27 protein-coding genes and 1 tRNA gene are annotated in these 23,924 nt (G+C 68.4%); 11 read left to right on the top strand and 17 right to left on the bottom strand.

Going from position 1 to position 23,924, the window contains the following annotated elements:
• The first annotated feature begins 17 nt into the window (after positions 1–17).
• Positions 18–401 (top strand): VOC family protein, encoded by a 384-nt coding sequence (locus tag OHA18_RS07225; protein WP_329002994.1) that lies wholly within the window; start codon positions 18–20, stop codon positions 399–401.
• Here OHA18_RS07225 and OHA18_RS07220 read toward each other — a convergent pair.
• The 4 genes from OHA18_RS07220 to OHA18_RS07205 all read right to left on the bottom strand — a co-directional run bounded on the left by OHA18_RS07220 (position 389) and on the right by OHA18_RS07205 (position 3,368).
• Positions 389–979 (bottom strand): DUF1707 SHOCT-like domain-containing protein, encoded by a 591-nt coding sequence (locus OHA18_RS07220; RefSeq protein ID WP_329002993.1) that lies wholly within the window; start codon positions 977–979, stop codon positions 389–391. The genes OHA18_RS07225 and OHA18_RS07220 overlap by 13 nt on opposite strands.
• A complete protein-coding gene (locus OHA18_RS07215; protein WP_329002992.1) occupies positions 976–1,674 on the bottom strand; it encodes a PadR family transcriptional regulator in 699 nt (232 codons plus the stop codon). Before OHA18_RS07215 ends, OHA18_RS07220 begins: the two co-directional genes overlap by 4 nt.
• Before the next feature lie 75 nt (positions 1,675–1,749).
• Entirely contained in the window at positions 1,750–2,469 is a 720-nt protein-coding gene (locus OHA18_RS07210; RefSeq protein ID WP_329002991.1) for an LmeA family phospholipid-binding protein, read from the bottom strand.
• Positions 2,466–3,368: an NAD-dependent epimerase/dehydratase family protein gene (locus tag OHA18_RS07205; RefSeq protein ID WP_329002990.1), complete on the bottom strand. Its 903-nt coding sequence runs from the start codon at positions 3,366–3,368 to the stop codon at positions 2,466–2,468. The genes OHA18_RS07210 and OHA18_RS07205 overlap by 4 nt, the downstream gene beginning before the upstream one ends.
• Positions 3,369–3,555: 187 nt before the next feature.
• Between OHA18_RS07205 and OHA18_RS07200 the strand changes: the two genes are divergently transcribed.
• From OHA18_RS07200 to OHA18_RS07190, 3 genes are all read left to right on the top strand, one after another.
• Entirely contained in the window at positions 3,556–4,194 is a 639-nt protein-coding gene (locus tag OHA18_RS07200) for a phosphatase PAP2 family protein (protein ID WP_329002989.1), read from the top strand.
• Complete coding sequence (locus tag OHA18_RS07195; protein WP_329002988.1) at positions 4,131–4,790, top strand: phosphatase PAP2 family protein; 660 nt, start codon at positions 4,131–4,133, stop codon at positions 4,788–4,790. The genes OHA18_RS07200 and OHA18_RS07195 overlap by 64 nt, the downstream gene beginning before the upstream one ends.
• 190 nt (positions 4,791–4,980) lie before the next feature.
• Positions 4,981–7,269, top strand: a complete 2,289-nt coding sequence (locus OHA18_RS07190) for an arylsulfatase (RefSeq protein ID WP_329002987.1) — start codon at positions 4,981–4,983, stop codon at positions 7,267–7,269.
• 49 nt (positions 7,270–7,318) lie between these two features.
• Here the strand turns inward: OHA18_RS07190 and OHA18_RS07185 are convergent.
• The 6 genes from OHA18_RS07185 to OHA18_RS07160 form a co-directional block, all read right to left on the bottom strand.
• A tRNA-Arg gene (locus OHA18_RS07185) sits at positions 7,319–7,391 on the bottom strand.
• A gap of 42 nt (positions 7,392–7,433) precedes the next feature.
• Complete coding sequence (locus tag OHA18_RS07180; RefSeq protein ID WP_329002986.1) at positions 7,434–8,723, bottom strand: hypothetical protein; 1,290 nt, start codon at positions 8,721–8,723, stop codon at positions 7,434–7,436.
• 92 nt (positions 8,724–8,815) lie between these two features.
• Complete coding sequence (locus OHA18_RS07175) at positions 8,816–9,421, bottom strand: META domain-containing protein (protein ID WP_329002985.1); 606 nt, start codon at positions 9,419–9,421, stop codon at positions 8,816–8,818.
• Positions 9,418–9,912, bottom strand: a complete 495-nt coding sequence (locus OHA18_RS07170; RefSeq protein ID WP_329002984.1) for a SigE family RNA polymerase sigma factor — start codon at positions 9,910–9,912, stop codon at positions 9,418–9,420. Before OHA18_RS07170 ends, OHA18_RS07175 begins: the two co-directional genes overlap by 4 nt.
• A 92-nt stretch (positions 9,913–10,004) precedes the next feature.
• Entirely contained in the window at positions 10,005–11,306 is a 1,302-nt protein-coding gene (locus OHA18_RS07165) for an alpha/beta hydrolase (protein WP_329002983.1), read from the bottom strand.
• A 129-nt stretch (positions 11,307–11,435) separates the two neighbouring features.
• Positions 11,436–12,035, bottom strand: coding sequence for a hypothetical protein (locus OHA18_RS07160; RefSeq protein WP_329002981.1), 600 nt, complete (start codon positions 12,033–12,035; stop codon positions 11,436–11,438).
• A 212-nt stretch (positions 12,036–12,247) separates the two neighbouring features.
• On the opposite strand from OHA18_RS07160, the gene OHA18_RS07155 reads away from it, so the two are divergent.
• The 3 genes from OHA18_RS07155 to OHA18_RS07145 are packed head-to-tail and all read left to right on the top strand — an operon-like array spanning position 12,248 to position 13,537.
• Positions 12,248–12,388: a hypothetical protein gene (locus OHA18_RS07155; RefSeq protein WP_166679625.1), complete on the top strand. Its 141-nt coding sequence runs from the start codon at positions 12,248–12,250 to the stop codon at positions 12,386–12,388.
• Positions 12,385–13,020 (top strand): hypothetical protein, encoded by a 636-nt coding sequence (locus OHA18_RS07150; protein WP_329002980.1) that lies wholly within the window; start codon positions 12,385–12,387, stop codon positions 13,018–13,020. The genes OHA18_RS07155 and OHA18_RS07150 overlap by 4 nt, the downstream gene beginning before the upstream one ends.
• Positions 13,021–13,030: 10 nt before the next feature.
• Positions 13,031–13,537, top strand: coding sequence for a GNAT family N-acetyltransferase (locus OHA18_RS07145; protein ID WP_329002979.1), 507 nt, complete (start codon positions 13,031–13,033; stop codon positions 13,535–13,537).
• Positions 13,538–13,571: 34 nt separating this feature from the next.
• On the opposite strand, the gene mscL is transcribed toward OHA18_RS07145, so the two are convergent.
• From mscL to OHA18_RS07125, 4 genes are all read right to left on the bottom strand, one after another.
• The gene (gene mscL / locus OHA18_RS07140) at positions 13,572–13,961 is read right to left on the bottom strand and encodes a large conductance mechanosensitive channel protein MscL (protein ID WP_329002977.1); all 390 of its coding nucleotides are present in this window, start codon (positions 13,959–13,961) and stop codon (positions 13,572–13,574) included.
• A 149-nt stretch (positions 13,962–14,110) separates the two neighbouring features.
• Positions 14,111–14,728 carry a Flp pilus assembly protein CpaB gene (cpaB, locus tag OHA18_RS07135; RefSeq protein WP_329002975.1) on the bottom strand — a complete coding sequence of 206 codons (618 nt, stop codon included), beginning with the start codon at positions 14,726–14,728 and terminating at the stop codon, positions 14,111–14,113.
• Between the two features lie 55 nt (positions 14,729–14,783).
• Positions 14,784–15,119, bottom strand: coding sequence for an FmdB family zinc ribbon protein (locus OHA18_RS07130; RefSeq protein WP_329002973.1), 336 nt, complete (start codon positions 15,117–15,119; stop codon positions 14,784–14,786).
• Between the two features lie 77 nt (positions 15,120–15,196).
• Complete coding sequence (locus OHA18_RS07125; RefSeq protein WP_329002972.1) at positions 15,197–15,664, bottom strand: DUF1203 domain-containing protein; 468 nt, start codon at positions 15,662–15,664, stop codon at positions 15,197–15,199.
• Between the two features lie 78 nt (positions 15,665–15,742).
• Here OHA18_RS07125 and OHA18_RS07120 point away from each other — a divergent pair, with 78 nt between their 5' ends.
• Positions 15,743–18,283 (top strand): penicillin acylase family protein, encoded by a 2,541-nt coding sequence (locus OHA18_RS07120; protein ID WP_329002970.1) that lies wholly within the window; start codon positions 15,743–15,745, stop codon positions 18,281–18,283.
• Between the two features lie 3 nt (positions 18,284–18,286).
• On the opposite strand, the gene OHA18_RS07115 is transcribed toward OHA18_RS07120, so the two are convergent.
• The 3 genes from OHA18_RS07115 to OHA18_RS07105 are packed head-to-tail and all read right to left on the bottom strand — an operon-like array spanning position 18,287 to position 20,716.
• Entirely contained in the window at positions 18,287–19,345 is a 1,059-nt protein-coding gene (locus OHA18_RS07115; protein WP_329002968.1) for a serine hydrolase domain-containing protein, read from the bottom strand.
• Positions 19,345–20,163, bottom strand: a complete 819-nt coding sequence (locus OHA18_RS07110) for a phosphotransferase (protein WP_329002967.1) — start codon at positions 20,161–20,163, stop codon at positions 19,345–19,347. The genes OHA18_RS07115 and OHA18_RS07110 overlap by 1 nt, the downstream gene beginning before the upstream one ends.
• Positions 20,156–20,716 carry a 5-formyltetrahydrofolate cyclo-ligase gene (locus OHA18_RS07105; protein ID WP_329002966.1) on the bottom strand — a complete coding sequence of 187 codons (561 nt, stop codon included), beginning with the start codon at positions 20,714–20,716 and terminating at the stop codon, positions 20,156–20,158. Before OHA18_RS07105 ends, OHA18_RS07110 begins: the two co-directional genes overlap by 8 nt.
• A gap of 65 nt (positions 20,717–20,781) precedes the next feature.
• Between OHA18_RS07105 and OHA18_RS07100 the strand changes: the two genes are divergently transcribed.
• The 3 genes from OHA18_RS07100 to glp are packed head-to-tail and all read left to right on the top strand — an operon-like array spanning position 20,782 to position 23,882.
• Entirely contained in the window at positions 20,782–22,170 is a 1,389-nt protein-coding gene (locus OHA18_RS07100; protein ID WP_329002965.1) for a UTP--glucose-1-phosphate uridylyltransferase, read from the top strand.
• Between the two features lie 10 nt (positions 22,171–22,180).
• The gene (locus tag OHA18_RS07095; RefSeq protein ID WP_329002963.1) at positions 22,181–22,651 is read left to right on the top strand and encodes a GNAT family N-acetyltransferase; all 471 of its coding nucleotides are present in this window, start codon (positions 22,181–22,183) and stop codon (positions 22,649–22,651) included.
• 10 nt (positions 22,652–22,661) lie between these two features.
• Positions 22,662–23,882, top strand: coding sequence for a molybdotransferase-like divisome protein Glp (gene glp, locus OHA18_RS07090; RefSeq protein ID WP_329002962.1), 1,221 nt, complete (start codon positions 22,662–22,664; stop codon positions 23,880–23,882).
• Positions 23,883–23,924: the final 42 nt, after the last annotated feature.

Raw genomic sequence — 23,924 nt, 5'->3', positions numbered from 1 at the left:
CGTCGACAATTGGCGGTATGAAGATTGGGTACGTGATCTTGTACGTGGGGGAGTTGGAGCGGTCGGTGGGGTTCTACCGGGATGTGGTGGGGCTGGCGTACAAGTTCACGGACGCGGGGTATGCGGAGTTCGACGCGGGTGGGGTGCGGTTCGCGTTGTACGAACGGCGGCGCGCGGAGTGGCTCACCGGGCGTGACGTGGCACCGGGCGCGGGTGGGGAAGTGGTGGTGATGGTCGACGACGTGGATGCGTACGCCGAGCGGCTGGTCGCGGCCGGCGTACCTGTGCTGAGCGGGCCGGCGGACCGTCCGTGGGGACATCGGACGGTCCATGTTGCCGACCCGGACGGGTTCGTCGTGGAGTTCGCGGAGGAGATCCCCCGCGCCCGTCAGCGGCGGTAGTTGTGCCAGCGGCGGCGGGACATGCCGCTGATCAGGACGACCCAGAACACGCCCCACAGCAACCACGGCGCGGCCAGGGCGATCGAGCTGATGACGAGACCCATCATCAGGAAAGGCATCAGCATCAGGATCGCCGGCGGTGGGCCGGGCCGACGGGGTGACCGGGCCGGCCAACCTGTCTGCGCGACCTGGACCTCCGTCGACGTCGGCAGATCGTCGAACAGTGGCTCGAGGTCGTCGTTGTACCGCGACCGCGTCGCCTGCTCGCTGCGCTCCTCGAACTCGGCCTGCGTCAACCGCCCCGCCACGAAGTGCTCACTCAGCAACGACACCGCCTGGTCCCGCTCCGCGTCCCCGATCCGCACCCGCTTCACAGGTACGTCGATACGCCGCCGGGGACCCGCGTCCGCCGCGCGGTTCCACCCGGCGTCCCGCGGGTCGTCCGAGCCGGTCTCCCGCCAGTCGCCGACCCACCCGGGCCCACGCCATTGACCGCCCCAGCCAGGTCCGTCCCATCCCTGCCATTCGCGCCCGCGACGGGCGCTTCTCGGCCGGCGGCCCTGCTCCGGGGGAATCATGTCCGGTCCTGCTCGTTGCTCTCCGGGGAGTCGTCGTCCTCGGCGAGGATGCCGTACAGCTTGCGGCGTAGGTCACCGACCGCCTCGCGAGCCTTCGCCTGCTGCTCCGGCGTGCCGCTGGCCATGATCTGCCACATCGCCGTTGCGACCTGCCCGAGCAGCGGCTTGAACCCGTTCTCGTCCTCGGCGCCCGATGCGCTCATCGCCTCCCACGGCGCGGACACCTCGTCCTGGTGCTCGGCGACGTACGCCCGGCCCTCGTCCGTCAGCTGGAACGTCCGCCGCCCGACCGCGGCGTCAGCCGTGACCAGACCTTCGTCCTCGAGCTGCTGCAGTGTCGGGTAGATCGACCCCGGGCTGGGCTTCCACACGCCGTTGCTGCGCTCGGCGATCTCCTGGATGATCTGGTAGCCGTTCATCGGCTGCTCCGCGAGAACGGCGAGGATCGCCGCCCGCACGTCGCCGCGCCGTGCCTTCGGCCCGCGCCACCGCGGCGGCGGACCCCACGGCGGGCCGAACGCCTGGCCGCCACCGAACATCGCCCATGGCGGCCCGAAATGCTGTTGCTGGTGTCCCCGGTGGGTGCGCCGGCCGGTCATCGCCGCGCGCAGCTCGTCCAGGATGTCGTCGAAGTTCGAACAATGCCGTGCGAACTGCTGCCACGGCCAGCCCGCGGCGTACGCCGATCCGGTCATCTCGACCACCCGTCCCTCACGAAAGTGATTGCGATAGTTCGACGATATATCGCGAACCATCGCAACCCAAGAGAGTCAGGAGTTGAACTTCAGGTCCTTCACGGCCGCGGTCAGGACGACGGAGTTGTCTGCGATGCTGACCCCGGTGACCTGGGCGCCGAACGGCAGCTCCGGGATCTCGATGCCTTCGGCCAGCCGGTTCTGCAGCGCGTTCCGGAGAACGGCCGGGATGCCGTCGGGCAGCTTGTCGACGGCCAGCGCCATCCGGCCGTTGCTGAACTTCGGGGTGATCGGTACGTCGGCGCTGGATCCGCCCAGCGTCAGCCTCGCGTGCAGCTTGCCGTCGACCACGACCAGACTCAGCCCCTGGAGCCCGGTGGCCGCGACGGCGAGCCTGCTCAGCTCGCGCGGCGCGAACTGCAGCTGCAGGTCGGTCGAGTCGATGGTCACCGCGCCGGACTGCTGCGTAAGCAGCGAGCGCGGAACATGCACGCTGTGCATGTCGACCGTGAGCTTCTCACCTGGGATCTTGGAGAGCGTCGGCTTCCCCATCGTCAGCGTGACCTTGGAGAAGTCCTCCTTGAACAGCTGCGGGAAGAACCCGAAGCCGCCGATCTTGACCGAGGTGTCCGCCGAGCGTACGTCGTACTTCGCGGCCTCCTTGGTGGCCATCGACGCGAGCTGGTTCTGCGCGACCACCGCCGCGATCCGGTCCACGGCGACCGCCAGCACCGCCAGCACGACCAGCGTGACGATGAGCCGGCGGATCCACCGGCCTGGTCTGTTGGAGCTCATTGCTTGCCTTTCCCGATCATTTCCCGGAGTGCGTCATCGGTCGCCGCCGGTTTGATGCCGAAGGCAACAGTCGCGGCGGTGGAGTCGAGGACGAACGGACGCTGCCACTGGTACTGCATCTCCACCATCTCGCGCGCGGCCGGATCGACCAACCCGGCCAGCTTCAATACGAAGGGAGGCATCGCGGCCACCTTGGCCGCAGGTGCGCCGGCCAGCTCGGCGGCGCGGGCGGCGAGCTCCCGGACCGACATCGGCGCCGGGGTCGGCACGTGCCAGGCGCGCCCCCACGCGCCGTCGTCGGCGGCGACCGCGATCAGGGTCCGCGCGACGTCGCCGACGTACGTCCAGCTGTGCGGCGCGTCCAGGTCGGCCGGAATCATCCCGCGCTTGCCGGCGATCACCTTCGGCAACACAGTCACGCTGAACGCCGACACCGCGCCGGCGCCGAGGTAGTCCGATCCGCGAACCTCCGCGGTGCGGATCCGCCCGGCCTCATGTGCTGCGAGTGCATCGGCCCAGAGCTTCGCCCGTACCTGCCCCTTCACGGTGTTGGGCAGCAACGGCAGGTCTTCGGTCATGGGTCCGTCCACCGCGCCGTACCCGTAGAGATTCCCAGTGGTCACCAGCACCGCACCGGACGCCTCAGCCGCCGCGATCAGGGCTGCGTTGAGCGGAGGCCACTCGGTCGTCCACTTGTTGTACGCCGGTCCCGCGCACGAGTAGATCGCCGTCGCACCCTCGACGTACTCCGTCAGCCCCGCGCCGGCATTCGCAGCGACCCGCTCGACGCCGTCCGGCCCACTCCCGGACCGCGTCACGACTCGGACCTGCTCACCTCGCGCCAGGAGCAGCTGGGCCACCACGCTCCCCACGGCCCCAGCACCGACTACTACGTGCACGCCAAATCCTTTTCACTCGACACCAGCCGCCCCCAGTGTTGCCGATCCCGGGGCGACCTCAGGTTTCGGGAGGCGTTAACGTCGCCTTGATCCCGGACCCGATGGGTACAGGTTGGTTGTGACGATGCGGCGGGCAGGTGCGACGGCGGTCGTCCGGACGCGCGGTTGGCGGTTGTTCCGTGGCGTCTTGGCGACGCTGGTGTTCGCGCTGCCTGTGGTGCTCCTCGGGCTGGCGGTGCGACAGCAGTTCGATCCGCTGATCAGGGCCGACGATGCGGCCAGCCGGGCCGCGACCGGCTTCAGCATTCGTCATGGGTTGGTGCCGGCGCTGACCGTGATCCAGACCGTCAGCCTGCCGATCTTCGTGTACCTCGTGGCGACCGTGGTCGTGGTCTGGGTGTGGAGGTCCAAGAAGCTCAGGGGGCGAGCGCTGTGGGCGTTCGTCACGATGATGGTCGGCTGGGGAATCGGCGGCATCTCCAAACCCGTCGCCCAGCGCGCCCGTCCCGTCGTCGACGGCCCGGTGCCGCATGCCGAGGGCTATTCGTTCCCCTCTGGCCATACCCTGAACATCACCTTGGCGGCCGGTGTCATGGTCTTCCTGCTCTGGCCGCTGCTGTCGGCCGCCTGGCGCCGCGTCGCCGTCGTACTGGCGATCGTCGTGCCAGTGCTCGTCGGTCTGGACCGGCTTTTCATCGGCGCGCACTTCCCGTCCGACATTCTCGCCGGGCACATTCTCGGCGCAGGCATTATGTTCGCTTCATGGATCGGGTTCATCGGCAGGACGGCGTCGATCTCCTCACCAGGACCGTCGCACCCGGCGTAGCCCTCGGTGGACTCGTCATCGGCATCGGGCTTGCCCTGAAGGGACCACTCGACGGGATCTCCCGTTCCGAGGAGGCGGTCAACAGGGATCTTGCCGCCGACCGGAACGGAACCTGGAACACGATCACCGCGGTGTGGTCGCAGATCGGCAACACCGCGGGCGTGATCGCGGTGTGCATCGTCGTCTCGTCGCTGCTGCTGTGGCGGACCCGGGACCTGCGGCTGGCGCTCGTTCCGCCGGTCGCGATCGCCATGCAGGGGCTGATCTTCCTGATCGCGGCCAGGGTCGTGGATCGTGACCGCCCGCAGGTGGACAAGCTCGACGCGTCACCACCGACCGCGAGTTACCCCAGCGGGCACGTCGGCGCGTCGACCGGCCTGTACTTCGCATTCGCGCTGCTCGCCATGGGCATCGAACGCGCATGGCTGCGGTGGACGACAGTGATCCTCTGCCTTGCGATGCCATTACTCGTGGCATTCTCGCGGCTCTACCGCGGCATGCATCACGTCACGGACGTCGGCGCCGGCCTACTCAACGGCGCCATCTGCGCCCTACTCGCCTACGGCTGGTACCGCCACTGCACTTCTCGCCGGTGAAACAGCCCGGCGTTCCCAGCGGGAGCTGATGAGCGGGTCCGTGGACGGAGGCGGGCCGACGTTGCATTGGCCAGGAACCGAATCATGCCGCTGGGGTGAGGTAGGCGTGGATCGACCGCCGTAGGTTCCGAGTCATCTGCGGGTAGGTGACGCCGGTTGATCTCGCACACAGCTGGGAAAGGCAGGGACGATGGCTGAGGTATCCGACGCGACTCCGATCGATCGGACGGTGTTGCCGCCGCCCGATCCGTCGTTCCATGGTGAGATCCGAACGGATTTTGCGGACTCGTCGCCTGAGTTTCCGGAGCCGGTGAAGCCTCCGGCTGGTGCGCCGAACGTGTTGCTGGTGATGGGTGACGACATCGGTTTCGGGCATATGAGCGCGTTCGGGGGGCCTGCGCGCACGCCGGTGTTCGATCGGTTGGCGCAACACGGCCTGAGCTACACCAACTTCCACACCACTCCCGTCTGTGCGGCGTCGCGTGCCGCGTTGCTCACCGGTCGCAACGCGCATGCGGTCGGCATGGGTAGCGTGCCCGAGGCGTCGGCCGGGTTCCCGGGATACAACGCCTCGGTTCCGCGCAGCGCCGCGACGGTGCTGGAGATCTTGCGTCTGAACGGGTACGCCACGGCGTGGGTCGGCAAGACCCACCTCACCCCGATGCACGAGATCACCGCCGCCGGACCGTTCGACCGGTGGCCGATGGGCATGGGTGCGGAGTACTTCTACGGCTTCTTCGGTCCCGGCGTGAGCCAATGGCATCCGCCGCTGTGGGAGAACAGCACGCCGCTCCAACCGCCGAGGACTCCGGAGGAGGGCTATCACCTCGAGGCCGACATGGCCGACCACACGATCGGCTGGATCCAGCGACAGCAGTCGATCCAGCCGGACAAGCCGTGGATCGCCTACTACGCCCCGAACGGGCACAAGCCGCCGGTCGGTGTGCCCCGGGAGTGGATCGACAAGTACCGAGGCGAGTTCGACGACGGCTACGACGTACTGCGGGATCGCATCATCGCGCGGCAGAAGGAGCTGGGAATTGTCTCGGCCGACACCGAACTGTCGCCGTGGCCTGAGACCTTGCCGTCGTGGGACGAACTCACCGACAAAGACCGCAAGGTCGGCGCGCGCTGGATGGAAGTCTTCTGCGGCGCCGTCGAGCACACCGACTACCAGGTCGGCCGAATCGTCGAAGCGGTCGAGCAGCTGGGCGAACTGGACAACACCCTGATCATCTTCATCGCGGGCGATAACGGCCCGACGCCCGAGGGCGGCCTGCACGGCGCGATGAACAAGCTGACCTACTTCAACGGTCTGACGGAGTCGCTGGACGACCTTGTGGAGCGCCTGGACGAGTTCGGCGGCCCGACCTCGCACGGCTGCTATCCCGCCGCCTGGGCCTACGCCACGTCGACGCCGTACACCTACGGCAAGATGGTGACGTCGGGCGGCGGATGTAGCACGGCAGTCGTCATGTCCTGGCCGGCGCGCATCACCGACCGAGGAAGCTTCCGACGGCAGTTCCATCACCTCATCGATGTGTCGCCGACCATCCTCGAACTCGTGGGAGTGCCGGAGCCGACACGGGTGAACGGCATCGACCAGATGCCGATGCACGGCGTGAGCATGGCCTACACCTTCGACGATGCGACCGCGCCGGACCGGCATACGACGCAGTACTTCGAACTGACCGGCAGCCGCGCCATCTACAAGGACGGCTGGTGGGCCGGCACCCGGCACGGACTCGACGGCGTGACGGCCGCCGCCAAGGAGGTGGTGCCGTTCGACGAGGACGCGTGGGAGCTCTACGACCTGCGCAACGACTTCGGCCACGCCACCAACCTGGCAGCCCAGCACCCGGAGCGACTCGCCGAACTCCAGGAGCTCTTCGACCACGAGGCGCGCACCTACAACGTCTACCCCATGGTCAACAACGCCTTCGAACTACTGACCGCGAAACGGCCGCGGCTCGTCTCCGGCAACCGAGCCAGCTACAGCGCCGGCACGATCCGGCTCCCCGAGGACGGGGTCATCGACATCAAGAACCGGTCCTTCTCCGTCATCGCCGACGTGGACAACCCCGACGGCGACGCCGAGGGCATGCTCGTCACCATGGGCGGCGAGACCGGTGGATTCGCCTTCTACGTGCTCGAGGGCATACCGACGTTCCAGTACAACTGGCTCGGGCGAGAGCGGTACACGATCACCTCGTCCCAACCGCTGCCCAAAGGCGCGTCAACCATCCGCTTCGACTTCGCCTACGACGGCGGCGGCCCGGGCAAGGGCGGCACCGGCACGCTACGCATCGACGGCGAGGCCGTCGGCGACGGCCGGATCGACAAGACGGTCCCGGTGTACTTCTCGACCGACGACACCTTCGACGTGGGCGAGGACTGGGGCACACCCATCTCGTCGGCCTACAAACCGCCGTTCCGGTTCACCGGCACCCTCAAGACCGTCACGCTCGACGCCCAGTAGCTCCCACAACACACCGATGGCTGTCTATGCCAGGTCAGATGGTGATTTGTGCCCCCGGCAGGATTCGAACCTGCGACGCACGGTTTAGGAAACCGACGCTCTATCCCCTGAGCTACGGGGGCGCACGCGGGGACAGCTTAGCGGAGGAGAGGGTGGGGTCGTGGTCAGCCGGTGAGGGCGGTGACGCCGAGGTGGCCGGCGATGGAGTTGTAGCGCTCGGCGTACAGGGTGGTGCAGCGCGAGGCGGCACAACCGGCGCCGGCGAAGGCGATGCCGCGGACGGTGGCGGAGCTGGTGCCGCGGCGGGTGTAGACGGGGCCGCCGGAGTCGCCGCCGATGATCGCGACCAGTCCGCCGCGGGTGGCGCGGATGACGTACGTCGTGCAGCCGTCGGTGTCGCAGTACTTCGCCGAAGTCGAACGGACTGTGAGGCCGCAGAGGGACGTGCTGAAGCTGCCGGACTGGCAGACCACCGTGCCGACGCCGGGGTCGCCGCCGCCGGTGACGGTGCGGGTGTCGGCGGTGTCGCCGGGGCCATCGGTCCAGATCTTCGCGCCGTACGCGCTGCCGGTGACCAGCGACTGGTCGTAGTCCGGGTAGTTCGTCCGCAGCGTCGTGGTGCCGTAGTAGTTGGTGCCTGACTTCCACACCGTGCCCGCTGCGCCGCAGTGGCCGGCGGTGACAGTGCCGCGCTGACCGTTGGAGCGCCGTACGACGGAGAAGCCGGCGGTGCAGTTCTTCAGCGCGGAGGTGATCCGGGCACCGCCCCAGTGGCCGCCCTTCGGGGTGTCGCTCAGCCGGGTCGTTCGCGCAAGCGAGCCGGCGACAAGCTGTACGCCGGTCAGCCCGCGGAGACCCGACTGGGACGCGGGGGAGGTGGTCGCTTGGTCGTACTCGACCACGACGTTCTCGGTGACCGGGTCGAGGTCGGCCGCGAACGTCGTACGGCCTGCGTCGGACGACCAGTCGCGGGCGCTGACCGCGTTCCATGCGTCGGCGATCGACTGGGCCGAGCGGCAGCTGCGCTCCACGCCGACCATCTGCTTGCCCGCTGCGGGCAGGTTGCGGGCCATCGCGGACTGGTACTTCTTGGCGTCCAGGTGTGCGGAGTCGACGACGACCTTGTACCCGGTCGTGGCCGAGCCGACCACGCCGATGACGCCCTGGCTCAACCCGTACGGCAGGCCGGAGGTCGGACGACCGGTCGCGTCGAGCGGCTCGAGTGAACGCACCGCCGCTGAGATGCCGTCGCCGAGCGACTCGCCGAGCGGCCGCGCGTCGGACGCGGAGGTCGGCTGCGACAGGCGCTTCGCCTCGGTCGAGCTCGCACTCGGTTGTGCGTGGGAGCACACCGCGGCGCCCGTCACCGCGCCCGAAGAGGGCACGGTGAGGGCGACTGCGAAGAGTGAGGCTGAGCCGAGGGTGAGCAGCGGGACGGTAACAGAGAGTCGCACAAAGCTCCCAAGATCGGTGGACCGGCCACTAGATGTTCCGGTCAGAGACTCCGTTCCGTCAAGAGGTGATCACCGTCCGCGAACAATTGCGACTACCGTGCGCGAGCGTAACTCGCAAGTTGACGCCCGTCGGCGCCGAAGAACCGCAGCGTGTTCCCGTCCACTGCGATCCGCTTCGCGGCCTCCAGTACGCCGGTGTGCGGCACGTTGTTGCAGCCGATCATGTGCTGCGGGCCGGAGGTCGCGGTGAACTCGCCGCGCTGACCGATGCTGAACGTCCCCTGGAGTCCGTTGCAGCCGTCCGAGCCCGTCCACGTCCCGTCCGCGCGGAACACCAGCACCGGATCATCTGGCCGGGAGGCCTTCAGGGCTTTGAACCCGGCCATCTGCAGTGGCCGCCACGTGCCGGACACGGTCTGTGCGGTCGGTGGCTGCGGCGTGGGGGTCGCCGAGGCCGGCGCCTGTCCACCGGCGACCGGCGGCTGGGTCGGCTTGTCATTCGAGCCGGCCAGTCCGAAGCCGACGATCGCGATCGCCGCGACCGCGACGGCGGCCGCACCGGAGACGATCCAGGTACGCCGCTGGGCCCGCTGCGCGCCGGTGGTGGCGCGCTCGGTCAGGCCGGTGGTCTCTGGCACCGAGGCCGCGGCGCGTTCGAAGGTACCTCGCAGGTCATCCTCGAGATCGGTGTTGCTCACGACAACCTCTCATCAACACGGTTGGTCTTTCGGGCTTCCCGCAGCGAGGCGAGCGCCCGGCTCGCGGTCGCACGCACGGAGGACGGTTTGATGCCGAGCACGTCGGCGATCGTCTGGTCGTCCAGGTCCTGGTAGTAGCGCAGGACCAGCACGACCCGCTCCCGGGCGGACAGGGTGGCAAGCGCTCGCCAGAGGTCGTCGGAGTTCGCGATGCCCGTGGCGTGGTCGGGCACGGCGCCCTGAGGATCGATCTCGGCCGTGGGCGCCTCGCTGTACGAACGCCGCCGGGTCATCGACAGGAACTCGTTCACCAGGATGCGCCGGACGTAGTGGTGCGGGTCGTCCGCGTTCCGCACCTTCCGCCAGGAGCGGAACGCCTGCATCAACGCGATCTGCGCAAGGTCCTCCGCTCGCTGGTAGTCGCCGGAGACGGTGAACCCGAGCCGCACCAGTTCCTGTCCACGGGCGGATACGTACTCCTCGAACTCCACTCGCCACTCCCTGGCTGGGCGTACAACTCCTCACACCTATTAGACGCATCGAGCCGCCCACGTGCTGCAACCATTCGCGCACAGTTCGATCACTAGTGCAGCAGGAACTCCCGGACCGCTTCCTGGCCACGGGCGTCCCGTTGCACGCTGTGACCGCTTCCCGGTATGACGACCAACTCGGCGTTCCGCGAGTGCGCCTGCTCCCATCTGGACCAGTCCAGTGGGCAGAACAGGTCGTTGCTCCCGTGCAGGATCAGCGTGCGTGGCAATAGCTGCTGGGCGGCCGGGTACGTCGACACGCGGGCGGCCGGCCAACGCAGGCAGCCCTGGATCATCAGCTGGCCGCGCGCGGTCGCCATGTCGTACGGGTACAGCTGCTTCGGGTCCAATCGGCGTACGGCGTCGTCGAGGGCGGTCGCGCGGTCTGGCTTTCCCGACCATGGGAAGTGGAGGTCCGAGCAGAGGGTGGCCATGTGCAGGCCCGCGGACAGCGTGCCGTACGTGAGTCCTTTGCTGGTCATCTGCTGGAAGAGTTCCTTCAGGCCGGTGTCGTCGCCGGTGCGTGCGGCGTGCAGGATGGCTGGAATCCCTTTGAGCGTTGGGTTCACCGAGTTGAGGCTCGCGACCGACAGCGTCTCCATCAGGTCGGTCCCGCTGACGCCGTGCTGCACCAGCCAGGCCAGGTCTGCCACCGGGTCCGTCGTACACGCTGGGTCCTGACGACACGCTGCCTTGAGCACAGGGCCTGTCGCGGCCATCAGATCCATACCCATCGGGTCGAAGCCCTTGTGCGGTACGACCGAATCCAGCACGAGCGTCTGCACCTGGTCCGGGTACTTCAGGCCGTACTGCGCCGCCGTGAAGCTGCCGTACGACGTTCCGTCGAGTGTCAGCCGGTCGACCTTCAGGGACTGGCGCAGCTGCTCGATGTCGTCGACGGTGTCCGGCGTGCCGTAGTACCCGAGGCCTGTGCCGATTCGCTGAGCGCACTCGTCGACGGCCGTCGTGGGTGGTGTCAGGAAGTCCGAGCCGCCGACAGTCTCTTGTAGAGAAGCGCAATTGATGCCGTTCGATCCTGTGCCGCGCTGGTCGAACATGACGAGGCGGTAGTCGCGCAGCACGTCAGGATGCACGTTGCGCTGGAGACTGGGGAGGAGTGGTACGCCGGGCTGTCCGGGGCCGCCGGTGAGGAGCAGGAGAACACCGCGTGGTGCGTCGACGTTGTCGGCGGCGATGACCGCGAGGTCGAGTGACGGACCGTCGGCTCGTTGGCGGTCGAGCGGAACGTGCAGCGTCGTACAGGTAAAGCCTGCCGCACAGGGCTTGTTGTCCGCTGGCGCTGAGCAGGCGCTGCAGGCGAGAACCAGTGCGCAGAGCAGCCGGATCGTTCGCATGCATCAGCGTGCGGCAACGCGCCGGCCGCCGCAACCTGCCTCGCGGGTCGACCTCTGGAGGGACCCGCAAGGCAGGCGCGGGTTGACCCCGCTTCGGACGGCTTCGGGGTGCGCGTCCGGCGCGGGGGGTCAGCGGAGGCCGAGCGCCTTGGTCAGCTCGCCGGTCACCTGGCGCGGCGCCGGCAGGGTGCCGGGCTTGCCCTGGCCCTCCAGAGAGGTCGCCACCAGGCGGCGGCAGCCGAAGGCTTCGGCGGTGAACGACAGCACGCCGCGGTCGTTGTCGGTGAACCGCAGCACGTAGGTCGGGCCGAGTTCCTTGGTGCAGACGCTCGGCTCCTTGGCGACGGGTTTCGCCGCGTTGACCAGGGCGAACAGGTCGGTCGCCTGCTTGCCGTTGCGCTTGGTCGTGACGGTCGCGTAGTCCTGCCCGGTCGCGGCCGCGTCGTACTGGCAGATCGTCACGCGGACGGGGTGGAACGCGGAGGTGGCCGCGCCCTGGCCCCAGACCACCTTGTCGGCGGCGGTGCGGACGGCTGTGATCGTGTCCGGGCAGTCGGTGCTCGGTGTGCCGCTGGGTGACGGCGTGGGGGTGCCGGGGGTGGTCGGCGTATCCGTGGGCTGGGCGGCGGGCGGAGAGGTGGCGTTCTCGTTACCGCAGGCGGCGGCAACTCCGAGAACAGCCACGACGAGCGTCGCACCGATCAGGCCCCGTGTCCGTAATGCACTCACGACTCGGTCCTTCCGGGTTGGCAAGGTCACCCATGATGCTGGAAGGGCGTCACGTCGCGCGTGCCAGAACATCACGGCGGCGCGTCGTTCCGGTCACGCCGCCGGATCGTGCGGCAACCGAGGCAGACCTGTAACGTCCACGCGCTGGTCGCCAGTGACGGTCCGGGAGAAGCCATTCTCGGTCGGTCCCGGCGACTCGGTAATCTGGAGTTATGACGAGCCCGTACGAAGACGACGAGCCGCTGTTGCCGGAGCAGACCCGCGACGACGACCCGCGGACCTGGGGTGACAACGACTTCGGCAGCGACGACGACGATCGCATTCTGAACGAGGTCCCGCCCCACCACGGATGACCGCGACCGCGTTCCTCGTCCACGGCGGCCTCTGGGAAGCCATGGACGCCGAGGCCTTCTGGGGTACGCCGGGCATCACCGCCGGACTCGCGTCGTACGGCGTAGAGGTGCTCGCGCCGGATCGGCCGCAGTACGCAGGCGGGTGGGACCTCGAGGTCGCCGCCCTCGGTGAACAGCTGGCGAAACGTGCCGGTCCGCTCGGGATCGTTGGTGCCTCCAATGGGTGTACCGTCGCGGTCCTGCTGGCGCTGAAGTTTCCTGAGCTGGTCGATCGCCTCCTGCTGGCCTGGCCCGCGACCGGCGACGACGCCACCGGGAACGAACGTGCCCGGGCCGGAATGGTGAACCGCGGCTGCCCGGCGGACGTTGCGGACAGCCTGCTCGCCGGCGGGATTCTGCGTGGGGTGACGGACCAGCAACTGACGGAGCTGACACGTATTCGGGTGGCGGTGCTGCCGTCGGTACCGGAGAATCCGTCGCATCAGCGGAAGACGGTCGACGCGCTGCTGCGGTCGATCCGGGGGAGTCGTGAGCTGGCCGGGTGTCCCGAACCGCCGACGCCCGCCTTCCGGACACCGAACACGCCTTACCTGGATCAGCTGGTGCGAACGATCGTGGAGTTCGTCAACTGAGGGGGAGAGTGTGGAACTTCGGGGGTTTTCCGACGGTTACGGCGGCCAGGTCGCGAGCTGGGCCGTGAATGCGAAGGAAGTGGCGTTGCTGTCCGGTCGGGTGGAGTATCCGTTCCCGGAGGAGCTGCGGACGAACTGGCGGACGGTCGAGGAGGACATCCACTCCTATCTGTTGTTCGACGGCGAGCGGCCGGTGGGTTACGGCGAGATCTGGCTGGACGACGAGGAGGACGAGGTCGAACTCGCCCGGATCATCGTGGACCCGAACGTCCGGGGACGCGGGGTCGGCGCCGAACTCGTGCGGGCGTTGCTGGGGCCGGCGCTGAACGCCGGCTACTCGGAGGTCTTCCTGCGGGTCCGCCCGGAGAACGCGGCGGCGATCCGCGCCTACCACGGCAGCGGCTTCGTCGACGTTCCCGCCGCCTTGATGGAGGAGTGGAACGACGGCCAGCCGGTCCCGTACCGCTGGATGCGCTATGCCGGTGAGCAGATGGACGCCGGCGAGCTCAGGGGCTGAGGTTTTGATGCGTCCACCTGCTTGACGGCGGGTGTTACTGCTGCCGGGTGCGGAGCAGGTCGCGGATCTCGGTGAGCAGCTCCTGGTCGGTGGTCAGCGGGTCCGGCTCCGGCTCCTGACCGCGCGCGCGACGCTCGGCCAGCTTGTTCAGCGGCATCACGATGAAGAAGTAGACCGCTGCTGCGACGAACAGGAAGTTCAGCGCCGCCTGGAGGATCAGTCCGATCGAGAAGACCGACTGGTTGATCTCGAACTTCCAGACGCCGCTGATGTCCGGCTTGCCGAAGATCGCGGCGATCAGCGGGTTGATGAGACCGTCCACGACCGCGCCGATGATCTTGGTGAACGCGGCGCCGATGACGACGGCGACCGCGAGGTCGACGACGTTCCCGCGCATGACGAATTCCTTGAAGCCCTTGAGCATGTGGTGCCTCCACGAAGCGGGTGGTTTGTACCCGAGAAACGTAGGGCCGCAGGCTCCCGAGAGCGAGGTACCGCGCCGCGCGGCGACGCATCGTGCCACAACGTGTCCGCTGAGTGATCAGGCGTGATCGGACCCGACCGGAGTGGTGATCAGCTCGTGTCGGGTGTCAGCGCCACGGTGATCCGCGAGTTCGCACTGGCCTGGGCCAGTCGGGTGGCGATCTCCGGTGTGGTCGCGACCACGATCAGCGCGCCGTCCGCGGCCGAACGCGCCGCCGGCAGGGCGAGCACGCGAACGCTGCGCGCCAGCAGGCTCGCGGCGTCGGCGCTCGTGCTCGTTGCGGCGTACAGGTTGAGGTGGTCGCCGACCCGTAGCAGGGCGCTGATGTCGGCGTCGTCGACGCGGAACGGGTAGGCGAGCGACCCGGACGGCACAGCTGGTGGCCCCAGGAATCTGGCGTCGGTGAGTGGCTCGCCGGCTCTGACCGGTCCGCTCAGGATATGCGCGGTCAGGTCGGCGCCGGGTCTGAGGGCGCCGGCAGGCACCGCGCCCGGCGGTAGGTCGACGGTCCGCAGGTCGTCGCGCGTGGGCACGGCTCCGCCGGTGAGGTCGCGTGCGGCGGCCAGCACCGCGACCGTCGGCGGTGGCGAAGGGGAGAGGGCCAGGAGACCGAAGTACACAGCGGCCGCGGCGGCGACGCCGGCCAGGAGCCGACGGTGCCACCGGGCGGCACGGCGCAGATCACGAAGCAGGGAAGGGATTGTCATGCCGGAGAAGATACGAACTTCTCCGGCGTCCCTTCCGGTTATCCACAGGAAAAGATCAGGCGGCGCTGGTGCTCGAGGACGACGAGCCGCCCGACGACGAGCTGCCCGACGACGAGTCCTTCGAGGTCGACGACGACTTCGAGGACTCGGAAGACGAGCTGCTGGAGCTCGACGAGGACGACTCGGACTTGGCCGGGACCGCGCTCTTGCCGGACGACCGGCTGTCGGTCCGGTAGAAGCCGGAACCCTTGAACACCACGCCCACGGCGTTGAAGACCTTGCGGAGGTTGCCCTGGCAGTTCGGGCACACGGTCAGAGCATCGTCCGTGAAGCTCTGGCGCACCTCGAGCGCTTCACCACAGTCGGTGCACTGGTACTGGTACGTCGGCACGGTCGGTTCCCTTCAAGCCGCTGGCACTCCTACTACCCGACTGCTAATAATGCGCCAGCGGCCCGAAGTATTCCAACTCAGCCCTGTCGGCGCACCGTGAAGTTCCAGCACCCGGCCACCACGTTCCGCACCTGAACGGTGTCCACGGCCGGGTCCTCGAACAGTCGTTTGAGCTCCGTTTCGCTCGTCCCAGGCTCTGCGACGACACCGTCCAGCATCTGACCCGCGGCGTCGTACGGGCGCAGTACCGCCTGCCGGTCCCGGTAGTCGATCGGGAAGCCGTCCTCGGCCGGGCCGCCGCAGTCCGTTAGGTGCACGAACACCGGGCCGACCTCGGCGTACGGACCGCCGGCCGTCATCGGCCGGTGGGAGACCAGTGTGATCTGGGCGCCGGTGACGGCGAGCGTCAGGCAGCAGCGCAGCGGCTCGCCACCCTCCTCCGACGTCCGCGAAACGACGGCGTTTCCGAAATCGTCGTACCCGTTGCACCGGATTCGCTTCAGCTCGGAACCCGGTACGCCCTCATACCTCAACTCTGTGTTCATGTCGAGGGAACGCAGAGCAACGCAAAGTTGTGAGGGACCCCATTTGGGGTGGACGGGCGGATTCTCTACGGTTGGTCCGTGCCTCGCCTGCTTCGACTCGCCGTCATCGGCGGAATCGCCCTCCTCACGGTCCTCGTGGTGATCGCCGGGACCGTGATTTTCGTCGTCCGCCACTCGTTCCCGACGTACGACGGATCGATCGACCTGAACGGCCTCGACGGCGACGTCACCGTGGTCCGGGACGCGAACGCGATCCCGCAGATCTACGCCGACACCCCGGCCGACCTGTTCGCCGCGCAGGGGTACGTGGCGGCGCAGGACCGGTTCTTCGAGATGGACTTCCGCCGGCACGTCACCGCCGGGCGGCTCAGCGAGCTGTTCGGCAAGGACGCGCTCGAGACCGACAAGTTCGTCCGCACCCTCGGCTGGCGGCGGGTCGCCGAGCAGGAGCTGCCGCTGCTCAGCCCGAGCACCCGGGAGTACCTCGACGACTACGCCCGCGGCGTCAACGCGTACCTGTCCGGCCACAGCGGCTCCGGTCTGAGCCTGGAGTACGGCGTCCTGTCGCTGCAGCCCGGCGGGCCGAAGAACTACACCCCGGAGCCGTGGACCGCGGCGGACTCGCTGTCCTGGCTCAAGGCGATGGCGTGGGACCTCGGCGGCAATCTGGACGAGGAGATCACCCGGACGAAGCTGCTGGCCGCGTTCCCGGCGCGCAACATCGAGAGCCTCTACCCGCAGTACCCGTACGACCGGAACCAGCCGATCATGTCCAGCGGCACGGTCGGCAAGGACGGCAAGTTCACCACCGCGCCGGTCAGCCCCGAGCTCCGCCGCGGGATGCTGACCCAGGACCTGCTCAAGTCCCTCGACTCGGTCCAGAGTGTCGCCAAGGGCCTGCCCGAGCTGCTCGGCCAGGGCGACGGCGTCGGATCGAACTCCTGGGTCGTCTCCGGTGACCACACCACCACCGGCAAGCCGCTGCTGGCTAACGACCCGCACCTGGGCGCGACCATGCCGGGCATCTGGACGCAGGTCGGCCTGCACTGCAACAACGTCGGCAAGGACTGCCCGTTCGACGTCTCCGGCTTCAGCTTCTCCGGACTGCCCGGAGTGGTGATCGGCCACAACAATGCGATCTCGTGGGGCTTCACCAACCTCGATCCGGACGTCCAGGACCTGTATCTGGAGCGGATCGACGGCAACAACGTGCTCTACAACAACAAGTGGCGCGCGATGAGCACGCGCGAGGAGACGTTCAAGGTGGCCGGCCAGGACGAGCCGGTGAAGATCACCGTCCGCGAGACCCGGCACGGTCCGCTCATTTCGGACGTCGGCGAGGACGAGCGCAAGGTCGGCGAGCAGGCCGCGGCGCAGGCGAAGTACCCGACGGCGTACGGCGTTGCGCTGCAGTGGACCGCGCTGAACCCGGGCAAGACCGCCGACGCGCTGTTCGCGATCAACACCGCGCAGAACTGGACCCAGTTCCGGGCCGCGGCGCAACAGTTCCAGGTCCCCTCGCAGAACCTGGTGTACGCCGACACCGACGGCCACATCGGCTATCAGTCGCCCGGTCTGATCCCGATCCGCGCCACCGGTCGGGGTGACTGGCCGGTGCCCGGCTGGGACCCGAAGTACTACTGGAAGGGCTACATACCCTTCGATGCGTTGCCGACCGAGTTCGATCCACCGGACGGGATCATCGTCACCGCCAACCAGGCAGTGGTGCCGAACACGTACACCTACTACCTGACGAACTCCTGGGACTACGGCTACCGAAGTCAGCAGATCCTCGACCGGATCAAGGCCGCCGGCAAGCTGGACGCGAACGCGATGGCGTCGATCCAGCTGGACACCAAGAACAAGGCCGCCGAGATGCTGGTGCCGTACCTGCTCCGGATCAGCATCGACGACGCGTTCGAGAAGCAGGGTCAGGACACCTTGCGGAACTGGGACTTCACCCAGCCGCCGGACTCCGCCGCAGCCGCGTACTTCAACGTGGTCTGGCGCAACCTGCTCGCCCTGACCTTCCACGACCAGCTCCCGGAGGGCACCTGGCCGGACGGCGGTTCGCGCTGGTTCGAGGTGATCCATAACCTGCTCGGCCAGCCGAACAGCGGCTGGTGGGACAACATCGGCACGCCGCAGAAGGAGAGCCGCGACGACATCCTGCGCGAGGCCCTGGTCAACGCGCGGACCGAGATCACCCAGAAGATGGCGCGCGAGCCGGTCAACTGGCAGTGGGGCAAGCTGCACAAGCTCACGCTGACCAACCAGACACTGGGCAAGTCCGGCATCGGACTGGTCGAGAAGATCTTCAACCGCGGCCCCTACCAGCTCGGCGGCGGTACGTCGATCGTCGACGCGACCGCGTGGGACGCCTCCGAGGGGTACGACGTGACGGCCACCCCGTCGATGCGGATGGTCGTGGACCTCTCGGACTTCGACCAGTCCCGCTGGGTGAACCTGACCGGCGTGTCCGGGCACGCGTTCTCGTCCAACTACGTCGATCAGACCAAGCTGTGGGTCAAGGGCGAGACCCTGCAGTGGGCCTACACCAAGGGCGCCGTCGAAGCGACCCGCAAGCACTCACTGACCTTCACCAAGCCGGACCGGTAGCTGTCACCAAGCGGGCGCGCTGGCCTCGGCGAACAGTTCCTCAGGCCAGGTCCAGAGCGCCCGCTGGGTCAGCAGGATCGAGATGGTGCCGTCCGCCGGCGTGGTCGACCACAGCGATCCCAGACCGCCCGCCCAGCCGTACCGGTCGCTGCTGACGGACACGCCGTAGCCCCAACCGGTGTCCGGCCCGAGGAACCCGGCTGCTGCCTCTCGCTGCGCCGGTGTGAGCTGGTCCGTCGTCATTTCCTCGACCGCAGCCGGAGACAGAAGACCGCCGGTCAGCAGCATCCGCGTGAACGCGTGGAAGTCGTCGACGGTCGACACCAGCCCACCACTGGCGTCCGGGAACGACGGCGGCGTCAGCCACTGGCTGCCCTCCGCCGGATCCAGTACGTCCTCTCCGACGTACGCGGTGGTCAGCCGCGCGGGATCTACTGCAGTGAACCCGGTGTCACGCATTCCGAGCGGTTCGAAGATCCGCTCGCGGAGGAACTCCTCCAGCGGCTGCCCGGCGACTCGTGCAATCAGTACGCCGAGCAGGTGCGAGCCAGTCGAGTACAGCCAGCGCTCACCCGGCTGGTACTGCAGCGGCAGCGTCCCCAGCCGCCGCATCCACTCATCCGGGTCCAACGGAGTACGCGGCACCGGCGGACCGAAGGTGTGGAGCTCCAGTTCCTCCTCGCGCTGCCGCAGCGCCGGGTTGTCCGACTCGCCCAGCCCGACCCGGAACGTGAGCAGGTCCCGCACCGTGATCGGCCGGGCCGCAGGCACCGTGTCGTCGATCGGCCCGTCCGGGTGCCGCAGTACGACGGGATGAGCCAGCTCCGGCAGCACGTCGGCAACCGGTGCGTTCATGGACAGCCGGAGCTCGTCGACCAGGATCATGGTCGCGGCCGCGACGATCGGCTTGGTGAACGACGAGACCCGGAACAGGCTGTCCCGGTGCATCTCGGGGCCGTCGTACGCCGTCCGGCCGAGCACCTCGACCCGTGTCTCGTCACCACGGCTGGTGAGGCTGATGAGTCCGGGTACGGCCCCGTTGTCGACGTACGTCTGCAACATCAGCTCAGTCCACCAGCGAACGGCATGTCGCGCCATTGGGCCGCGAACATCCGGATCCCGTCGGCCAGCGCTGCCTCGTCGTACGCCCGGCACAGGTCCGGTCCGAAGCCGGCGAGGTCCCATTCGATCGGTCCGAGCGTGGCGTCCTCGAAGTCGGCCCACAGCGGCCCGTCGACGGTGATGATGAGGTTCCAGGACGGGGCGTCGCCGTGCACGGGCTGGACTGTCGCCGACGGGAAGACCGACTCGAACCCGGCCCGGCTGGTCAGGACAGGCTCCAGCACCTTCCACTCGGCTCTCGCGCGGTCGACGTCCTTCTGCTCGAGCAGACCGGGCACCGCCTCGGCCGTATCCAGGCCTGCACCGATCAGCCGCAGCGGGCTCATCCAGGTCAGCTCTCCCGGGTAGCCCGCGAGCTGGGCGTGTAGCTCCGTCACACGAGCAGTGGCACCGAAGTAGTCGGGCTCGGCGGTCTGGTCCACTTCCACATACGTCCAGAAGGTTATGGACAGCCCGTCTTGCTCCACCGGCTCCACCGGCTCCACCGGCTCGAGCGGCACCAGTGGAGTCGGTGGCACCACGGGCACGCCCTGCTCGGCCAGCCAGGCGACAACGTCGAGTTCGCGCTGCTGACGGCGTACTGCGGGCTCTGGTTCTCCGAGACCGTCCGGGAGGTTCATCGGGACCCGTGCGACCACCGGCGACGGCCGCAGGTGCACGACCGTCGAGAAGGCGGTGTAGAGCACTCTCGGGTCGGTGACCGTCAGGCCAAGTTTGCGTGCGGCTGTGGCTGCGGCTTGGACCGCGGTCTCAGTCATCTCCTGATCTTCGCAGCGTGATCAAGCGAGTTGGTGTGATCGCAGCGTCGACCGGTCGGTCGTGCGTGTCGGACGGGAGTGCCTCCACGACCTCGGGGTCGTACACAGCGGCCCAGACCGGCGTACCGGGGCGGATGCGGGCGAGAGCGCGGTCGTACGAGCCGCCGCCGCGGCCCAGGCGCACGCCGTCGCGGGCAACGGCCACGGCCGGACAGATGACCAGATCGGCCGTAGCAATGGCGTCCGAGCCCAGATCGATCGGCGGCTCGGACAGACCGAGCCGACCGGGCACCAGGTCGGCCGCACCGGGCGCAATGCCCCATCCGAGGTCGTTGTCGGCGTACAGGATCGGCAGCAGCACCTCGCGGTCGGTCGCGAGCAGCCAGTCGATCAGCGCGCCGGTCTTCGGCTCCCGGCCCATCGAGACGTACAGAGCCACCCGGTGGACGTCGGGCAGCACCTCCTGGGCACACCTCAGCAGCCCTTCCGCGTGCGGGCGCTGCTCCCGCGCGCCGAGGAAATACTGTCGCGCCACGACCTTCGACTCAAACACGATCCGATCGTATGAGCGTGACGCGGGCAACACTGGGATTGCCGGCTGTCCCCTAGGGTTGGTGCATGGGTGAGGTGGGTCTCAGACAAGCGCAGGAGAAGATGCGCGCGGCCGGTGCTGCCGACGTTGCAATACGCGTCTTCACGCACTATTACCGGCTGCTCGAATCGGGTCAGTGGGGAAAGATCCGCGAGGACGACATCGAACCGGTGGGCGACCTGCCGCACCTCGACCACCTCGATCCGCATCCGGACGCCATGCGCGCCGCGCTGGCCGAGACGGTGGTGATCAAGCTCAACGGCGGCCTCGGTACGTCGATGGGCGTCACCGGCCCGAAGTCCGCGCTGCAGGTCAAGGACGGGCTGAGCTTCCTCGACATCATCGCCCGCCAGATCCTGAGCACCCGGCGCAAGTACGACGTGCCGCTGCCGCTGGTGCTGATGAACTCGTTCCGCACCAAGACCGAGTCGCTGCAGATCCTCAGCGAGTACGACGGCCTGGCGATCGACGGACTGCCGCTCGACTTCCTGCAGAACATGGAGCCGAAGCTGCTCGCCGACGACCTGACGCCGGCCGAGTGGGAGCCGGACCCGGAGCTGGCATGGTGCCCGCCGGGACACGGCGACCTGTTCACCGCGATGGTTGCCTCCGGCACCCTTGACGCCCTGCGCGAGCACGGCTTCCGGCACGCGTTCATCTCGAACGCCGACAACCTCGGCGCGACGCCGGACCCGCGGATCGCCGCGTGGATGGCGGAACACGACGTACCGTTCGGTATGGAGGTCTGCCGGCGCACCAGGTCGGACCGCAAGGGCGGCCACGTCGCGGTGCGCAAGTCCGACGGCCGGCTGATCCTGCGGGACAGTGCACAGGTCGCCGACGAGGACACGCAGTACTTCCAGGACGTCACCCGGCACAAGACGTTCAACACCAACAACCTGTGGATCGACCTGGACCGGCTCGCCGAGCTGATGGACGGGCACGACGGGATCCTCGGCCTGCCGATCATCGTCAACCGCAAGACCGTCGACCCCGCCGACCCGACGTCGCCGAAGGTGATCCAGCTGGAGACCGGGATGGGCACCGCGATCGAGACCTTCGAGGGCTCGCAGGCGGTGCTGGTCGACCGGAGCCGGTTCAAGCCGGTGAAGACGACCAACGACCTGCTCGTCCTGCGCTCGGACGTGTACGAACTCGACGAGGCCGGCGACCTGACCACGACCCACGAGGGCGACGAGCCGTACGTCGACCTGGACCCGGAGTACTTCAAGATCCTCGCCGACTTCGACACCCGGTTCGCGGCCGGGCCGCCATCGCTGGTCCGCGCCGACCGGCTCGAGGTGCGCGGTGACGTTGCCTTCGGCAAGGATGTGGTGGTGGTCGGGGACGTCGAGGTGGAGGCCGCGGCCGGTGAGCGCCGGGTGATCCCGGACGGGACCGAGCTCGGCGGCTGAGCGCACCGTGATGGACGACCTGCTGATCAGGCCGTTGGATCCGTCCGACACGGACGAAGCCGCCGCGGTCTGGTGGCGCTCGCGGCACGCCGACGGATCGCAGCTGCCGCCGTCGATCCACACCGCCGCTCAGGTGGCGACCTGGTTCGCGGACGTGCTGCTGCCGGACGGGCAGACCTGGCTGGCGGTCGACGACGGCCGGATCGTCGCGGTCCTGACCCTCGACGGCGACGACCTGGACCAGCTGTACGTCGTACCGGAGGCGGCCGGCCAGGGCGTCGGATCGACCCTCGTGGACCTCGCCAAGGACCTCCGCCCCGGCGGTCTGGCGCTCTGGACCTTCCAGACCAACACCCGGGCCCAGGCCTTCTACCGATCCCATGGCTTCGTCGAGGTACGCCGTACCGATGGCACCGCCAACGAGGAACGCGCCCCCGACGTGCGGATGACCTGGGGCAACCACCCGGAGGGTGTGGATTAGGGTCAGGCTCGTGAGACGGAGTGTTGATGAGCATTTGGAGGCCGTGCTCGGGCGGGTGACGGCACTGCCGGCGTTCGACCAGCCATTGATGGACGCGGTCGGGTTGGTGCTGTGTGAGGACATCGTCTCGGGGGTGAGCCTGCCGGGCTTCGACAACTCGGCCATGGACGGGTACGCCGTCCAGGCCGGTGACCTGGCCGGGGCCTCCGACGAGAATCCGATCGCCCTGCCGGTGGTGGGGGAGTTCCGGGCCGGGCGTAGCGAGCCGATCGTGGTGACTCCCGGTACCTGCGTGCGGATCATGACCGGTGCGCCGATGCCGCGCGGCGCGGACAGCGTTGTACCGGTGGAGTGGACCGACGGCGGGACCGTCAACGTCCGCATCACCCAGCAGCCGCCCGTCGGTGGCTCGGTGCGGTACGCCGGCGAGGACGTGACGGCCGGAGTACAGGTGCTGGACCGCGACACCCTCCTGGGTCCGCGACAGATCGCCGTACTCGCCGCTGTCGGCCGGGCGCGGGTGAAGGCCCGTCCGCGGCCGCGGGTCGTGGTGATCTCCACCGGAGCCGAGCTGCGTGAGCCGGGGAGCCGACTGGGCGACGGGCAGATCTACGACTCGAACAGCTACACCATGGCAGCGTGCGCACGAGACGCCGGAGCGGTCGTATACCGCGTCGGCATCGTCGATGACGACCCCAAACGGATCATGGACGCCTTGTCCGACCAGTTGGTGCGTGCTGACCTGGTCATCACCACTGGTGGCGTCAGCATGGGCGCGTACGACGTGGTGAAGGAGGAGCTGTCCAAGCTGGGCACAGTGGACTTCCCGCAGGTCGCTATGCAGCCGGGGAAGCCGCAGGGGTTCGGTGTGATCGGTGAGGACGAGGTGCCGATCTTCACGCTGCCCGGGAACCCGGTGTCGGCGTACGTGTCGTTCGAGGTGTTCGTGCGGCCCGCACTGCGCAAGCTGATGGGGCAGATGCCGTACCGGCGGTCACTGGTCCCGGGGGTGACGCTGGACGGGTTCAGCTCGCCGGGTGGGCGGCGGCAGTTCGTCCGCGCCACGGCCACATCCGGCGACGAGGGCTGGATCGCCAGTACAGTCGGCGGGCACGGCTCACACCTGCTGGGCGGGTTGAGCCGGGCGAACGCACTGATCGTGGTGCCCGAGGACGTGACAGCGGTCCGGGCCGGCGACCAGGTCGAGCTGATGCTGTTAGGGGGTGTCTGATGGTTCCACGCCTACTGCGGGGCACTCGGCACGGCACCTCCT

Origin of the sequence: Kribbella sp. NBC_00709 (genome assembly GCF_036226565.1) — a bacterium.
Lineage (GTDB): Bacteria > Actinomycetota > Actinomycetes > Propionibacteriales > Kribbellaceae > Kribbella.
This window is presented reverse-complemented; position numbering and strand designations above follow the sequence as displayed.

Bases quoted from the DNA above. Each gene is read 5' to 3' on its own strand.
- OHA18_RS07225 (WP_329002994.1), top strand. From the start codon at position 18: ATGAAGATTGGGTACGTGATCTTGTACGTGGGGGAGTTGGAGCGGTCG.
- OHA18_RS07220 (WP_329002993.1), bottom strand. From the start codon at position 979: ATGATTCCCCCGGAGCAGGGCCGCCGGCCGAGAAGCGCCCGTCGCGGG.
- OHA18_RS07215 (WP_329002992.1), bottom strand. From the start codon at position 1,674: ATGACCGGATCGGCGTACGCCGCGGGCTGGCCGTGGCAGCAGTTCGCA.
- OHA18_RS07210 (WP_329002991.1), bottom strand. From the start codon at position 2,469: ATGAGCTCCAACAGACCAGGCCGGTGGATCCGCCGGCTCATCGTCACG.
- OHA18_RS07195 (WP_329002988.1), top strand. From the start codon at position 4,131: ATGGATCGGGTTCATCGGCAGGACGGCGTCGATCTCCTCACCAGGACC.
- OHA18_RS07190 (WP_329002987.1), top strand. From the start codon at position 4,981: ATGGCTGAGGTATCCGACGCGACTCCGATCGATCGGACGGTGTTGCCG.
- OHA18_RS07165 (WP_329002983.1), bottom strand. From the start codon at position 11,306: ATGCGAACGATCCGGCTGCTCTGCGCACTGGTTCTCGCCTGCAGCGCC.
- OHA18_RS07155 (WP_166679625.1), top strand. From the start codon at position 12,248: ATGACGAGCCCGTACGAAGACGACGAGCCGCTGTTGCCGGAGCAGACC.
- OHA18_RS07150 (WP_329002980.1), top strand. From the start codon at position 12,385: ATGACCGCGACCGCGTTCCTCGTCCACGGCGGCCTCTGGGAAGCCATG.
- mscL (WP_329002977.1), bottom strand. From the start codon at position 13,961: ATGCTCAAGGGCTTCAAGGAATTCGTCATGCGCGGGAACGTCGTCGAC.
- cpaB (WP_329002975.1), bottom strand. From the start codon at position 14,728: ATGACAATCCCTTCCCTGCTTCGTGATCTGCGCCGTGCCGCCCGGTGG.
- OHA18_RS07125 (WP_329002972.1), bottom strand. From the start codon at position 15,664: ATGAACACAGAGTTGAGGTATGAGGGCGTACCGGGTTCCGAGCTGAAG.
- OHA18_RS07115 (WP_329002968.1), bottom strand. From the start codon at position 19,345: ATGTTGCAGACGTACGTCGACAACGGGGCCGTACCCGGACTCATCAGC.
- OHA18_RS07110 (WP_329002967.1), bottom strand. From the start codon at position 20,163: ATGACTGAGACCGCGGTCCAAGCCGCAGCCACAGCCGCACGCAAACTT.
- OHA18_RS07100 (WP_329002965.1), top strand. From the start codon at position 20,782: ATGGGTGAGGTGGGTCTCAGACAAGCGCAGGAGAAGATGCGCGCGGCC.
- OHA18_RS07095 (WP_329002963.1), top strand. From the start codon at position 22,181: ATGGACGACCTGCTGATCAGGCCGTTGGATCCGTCCGACACGGACGAA.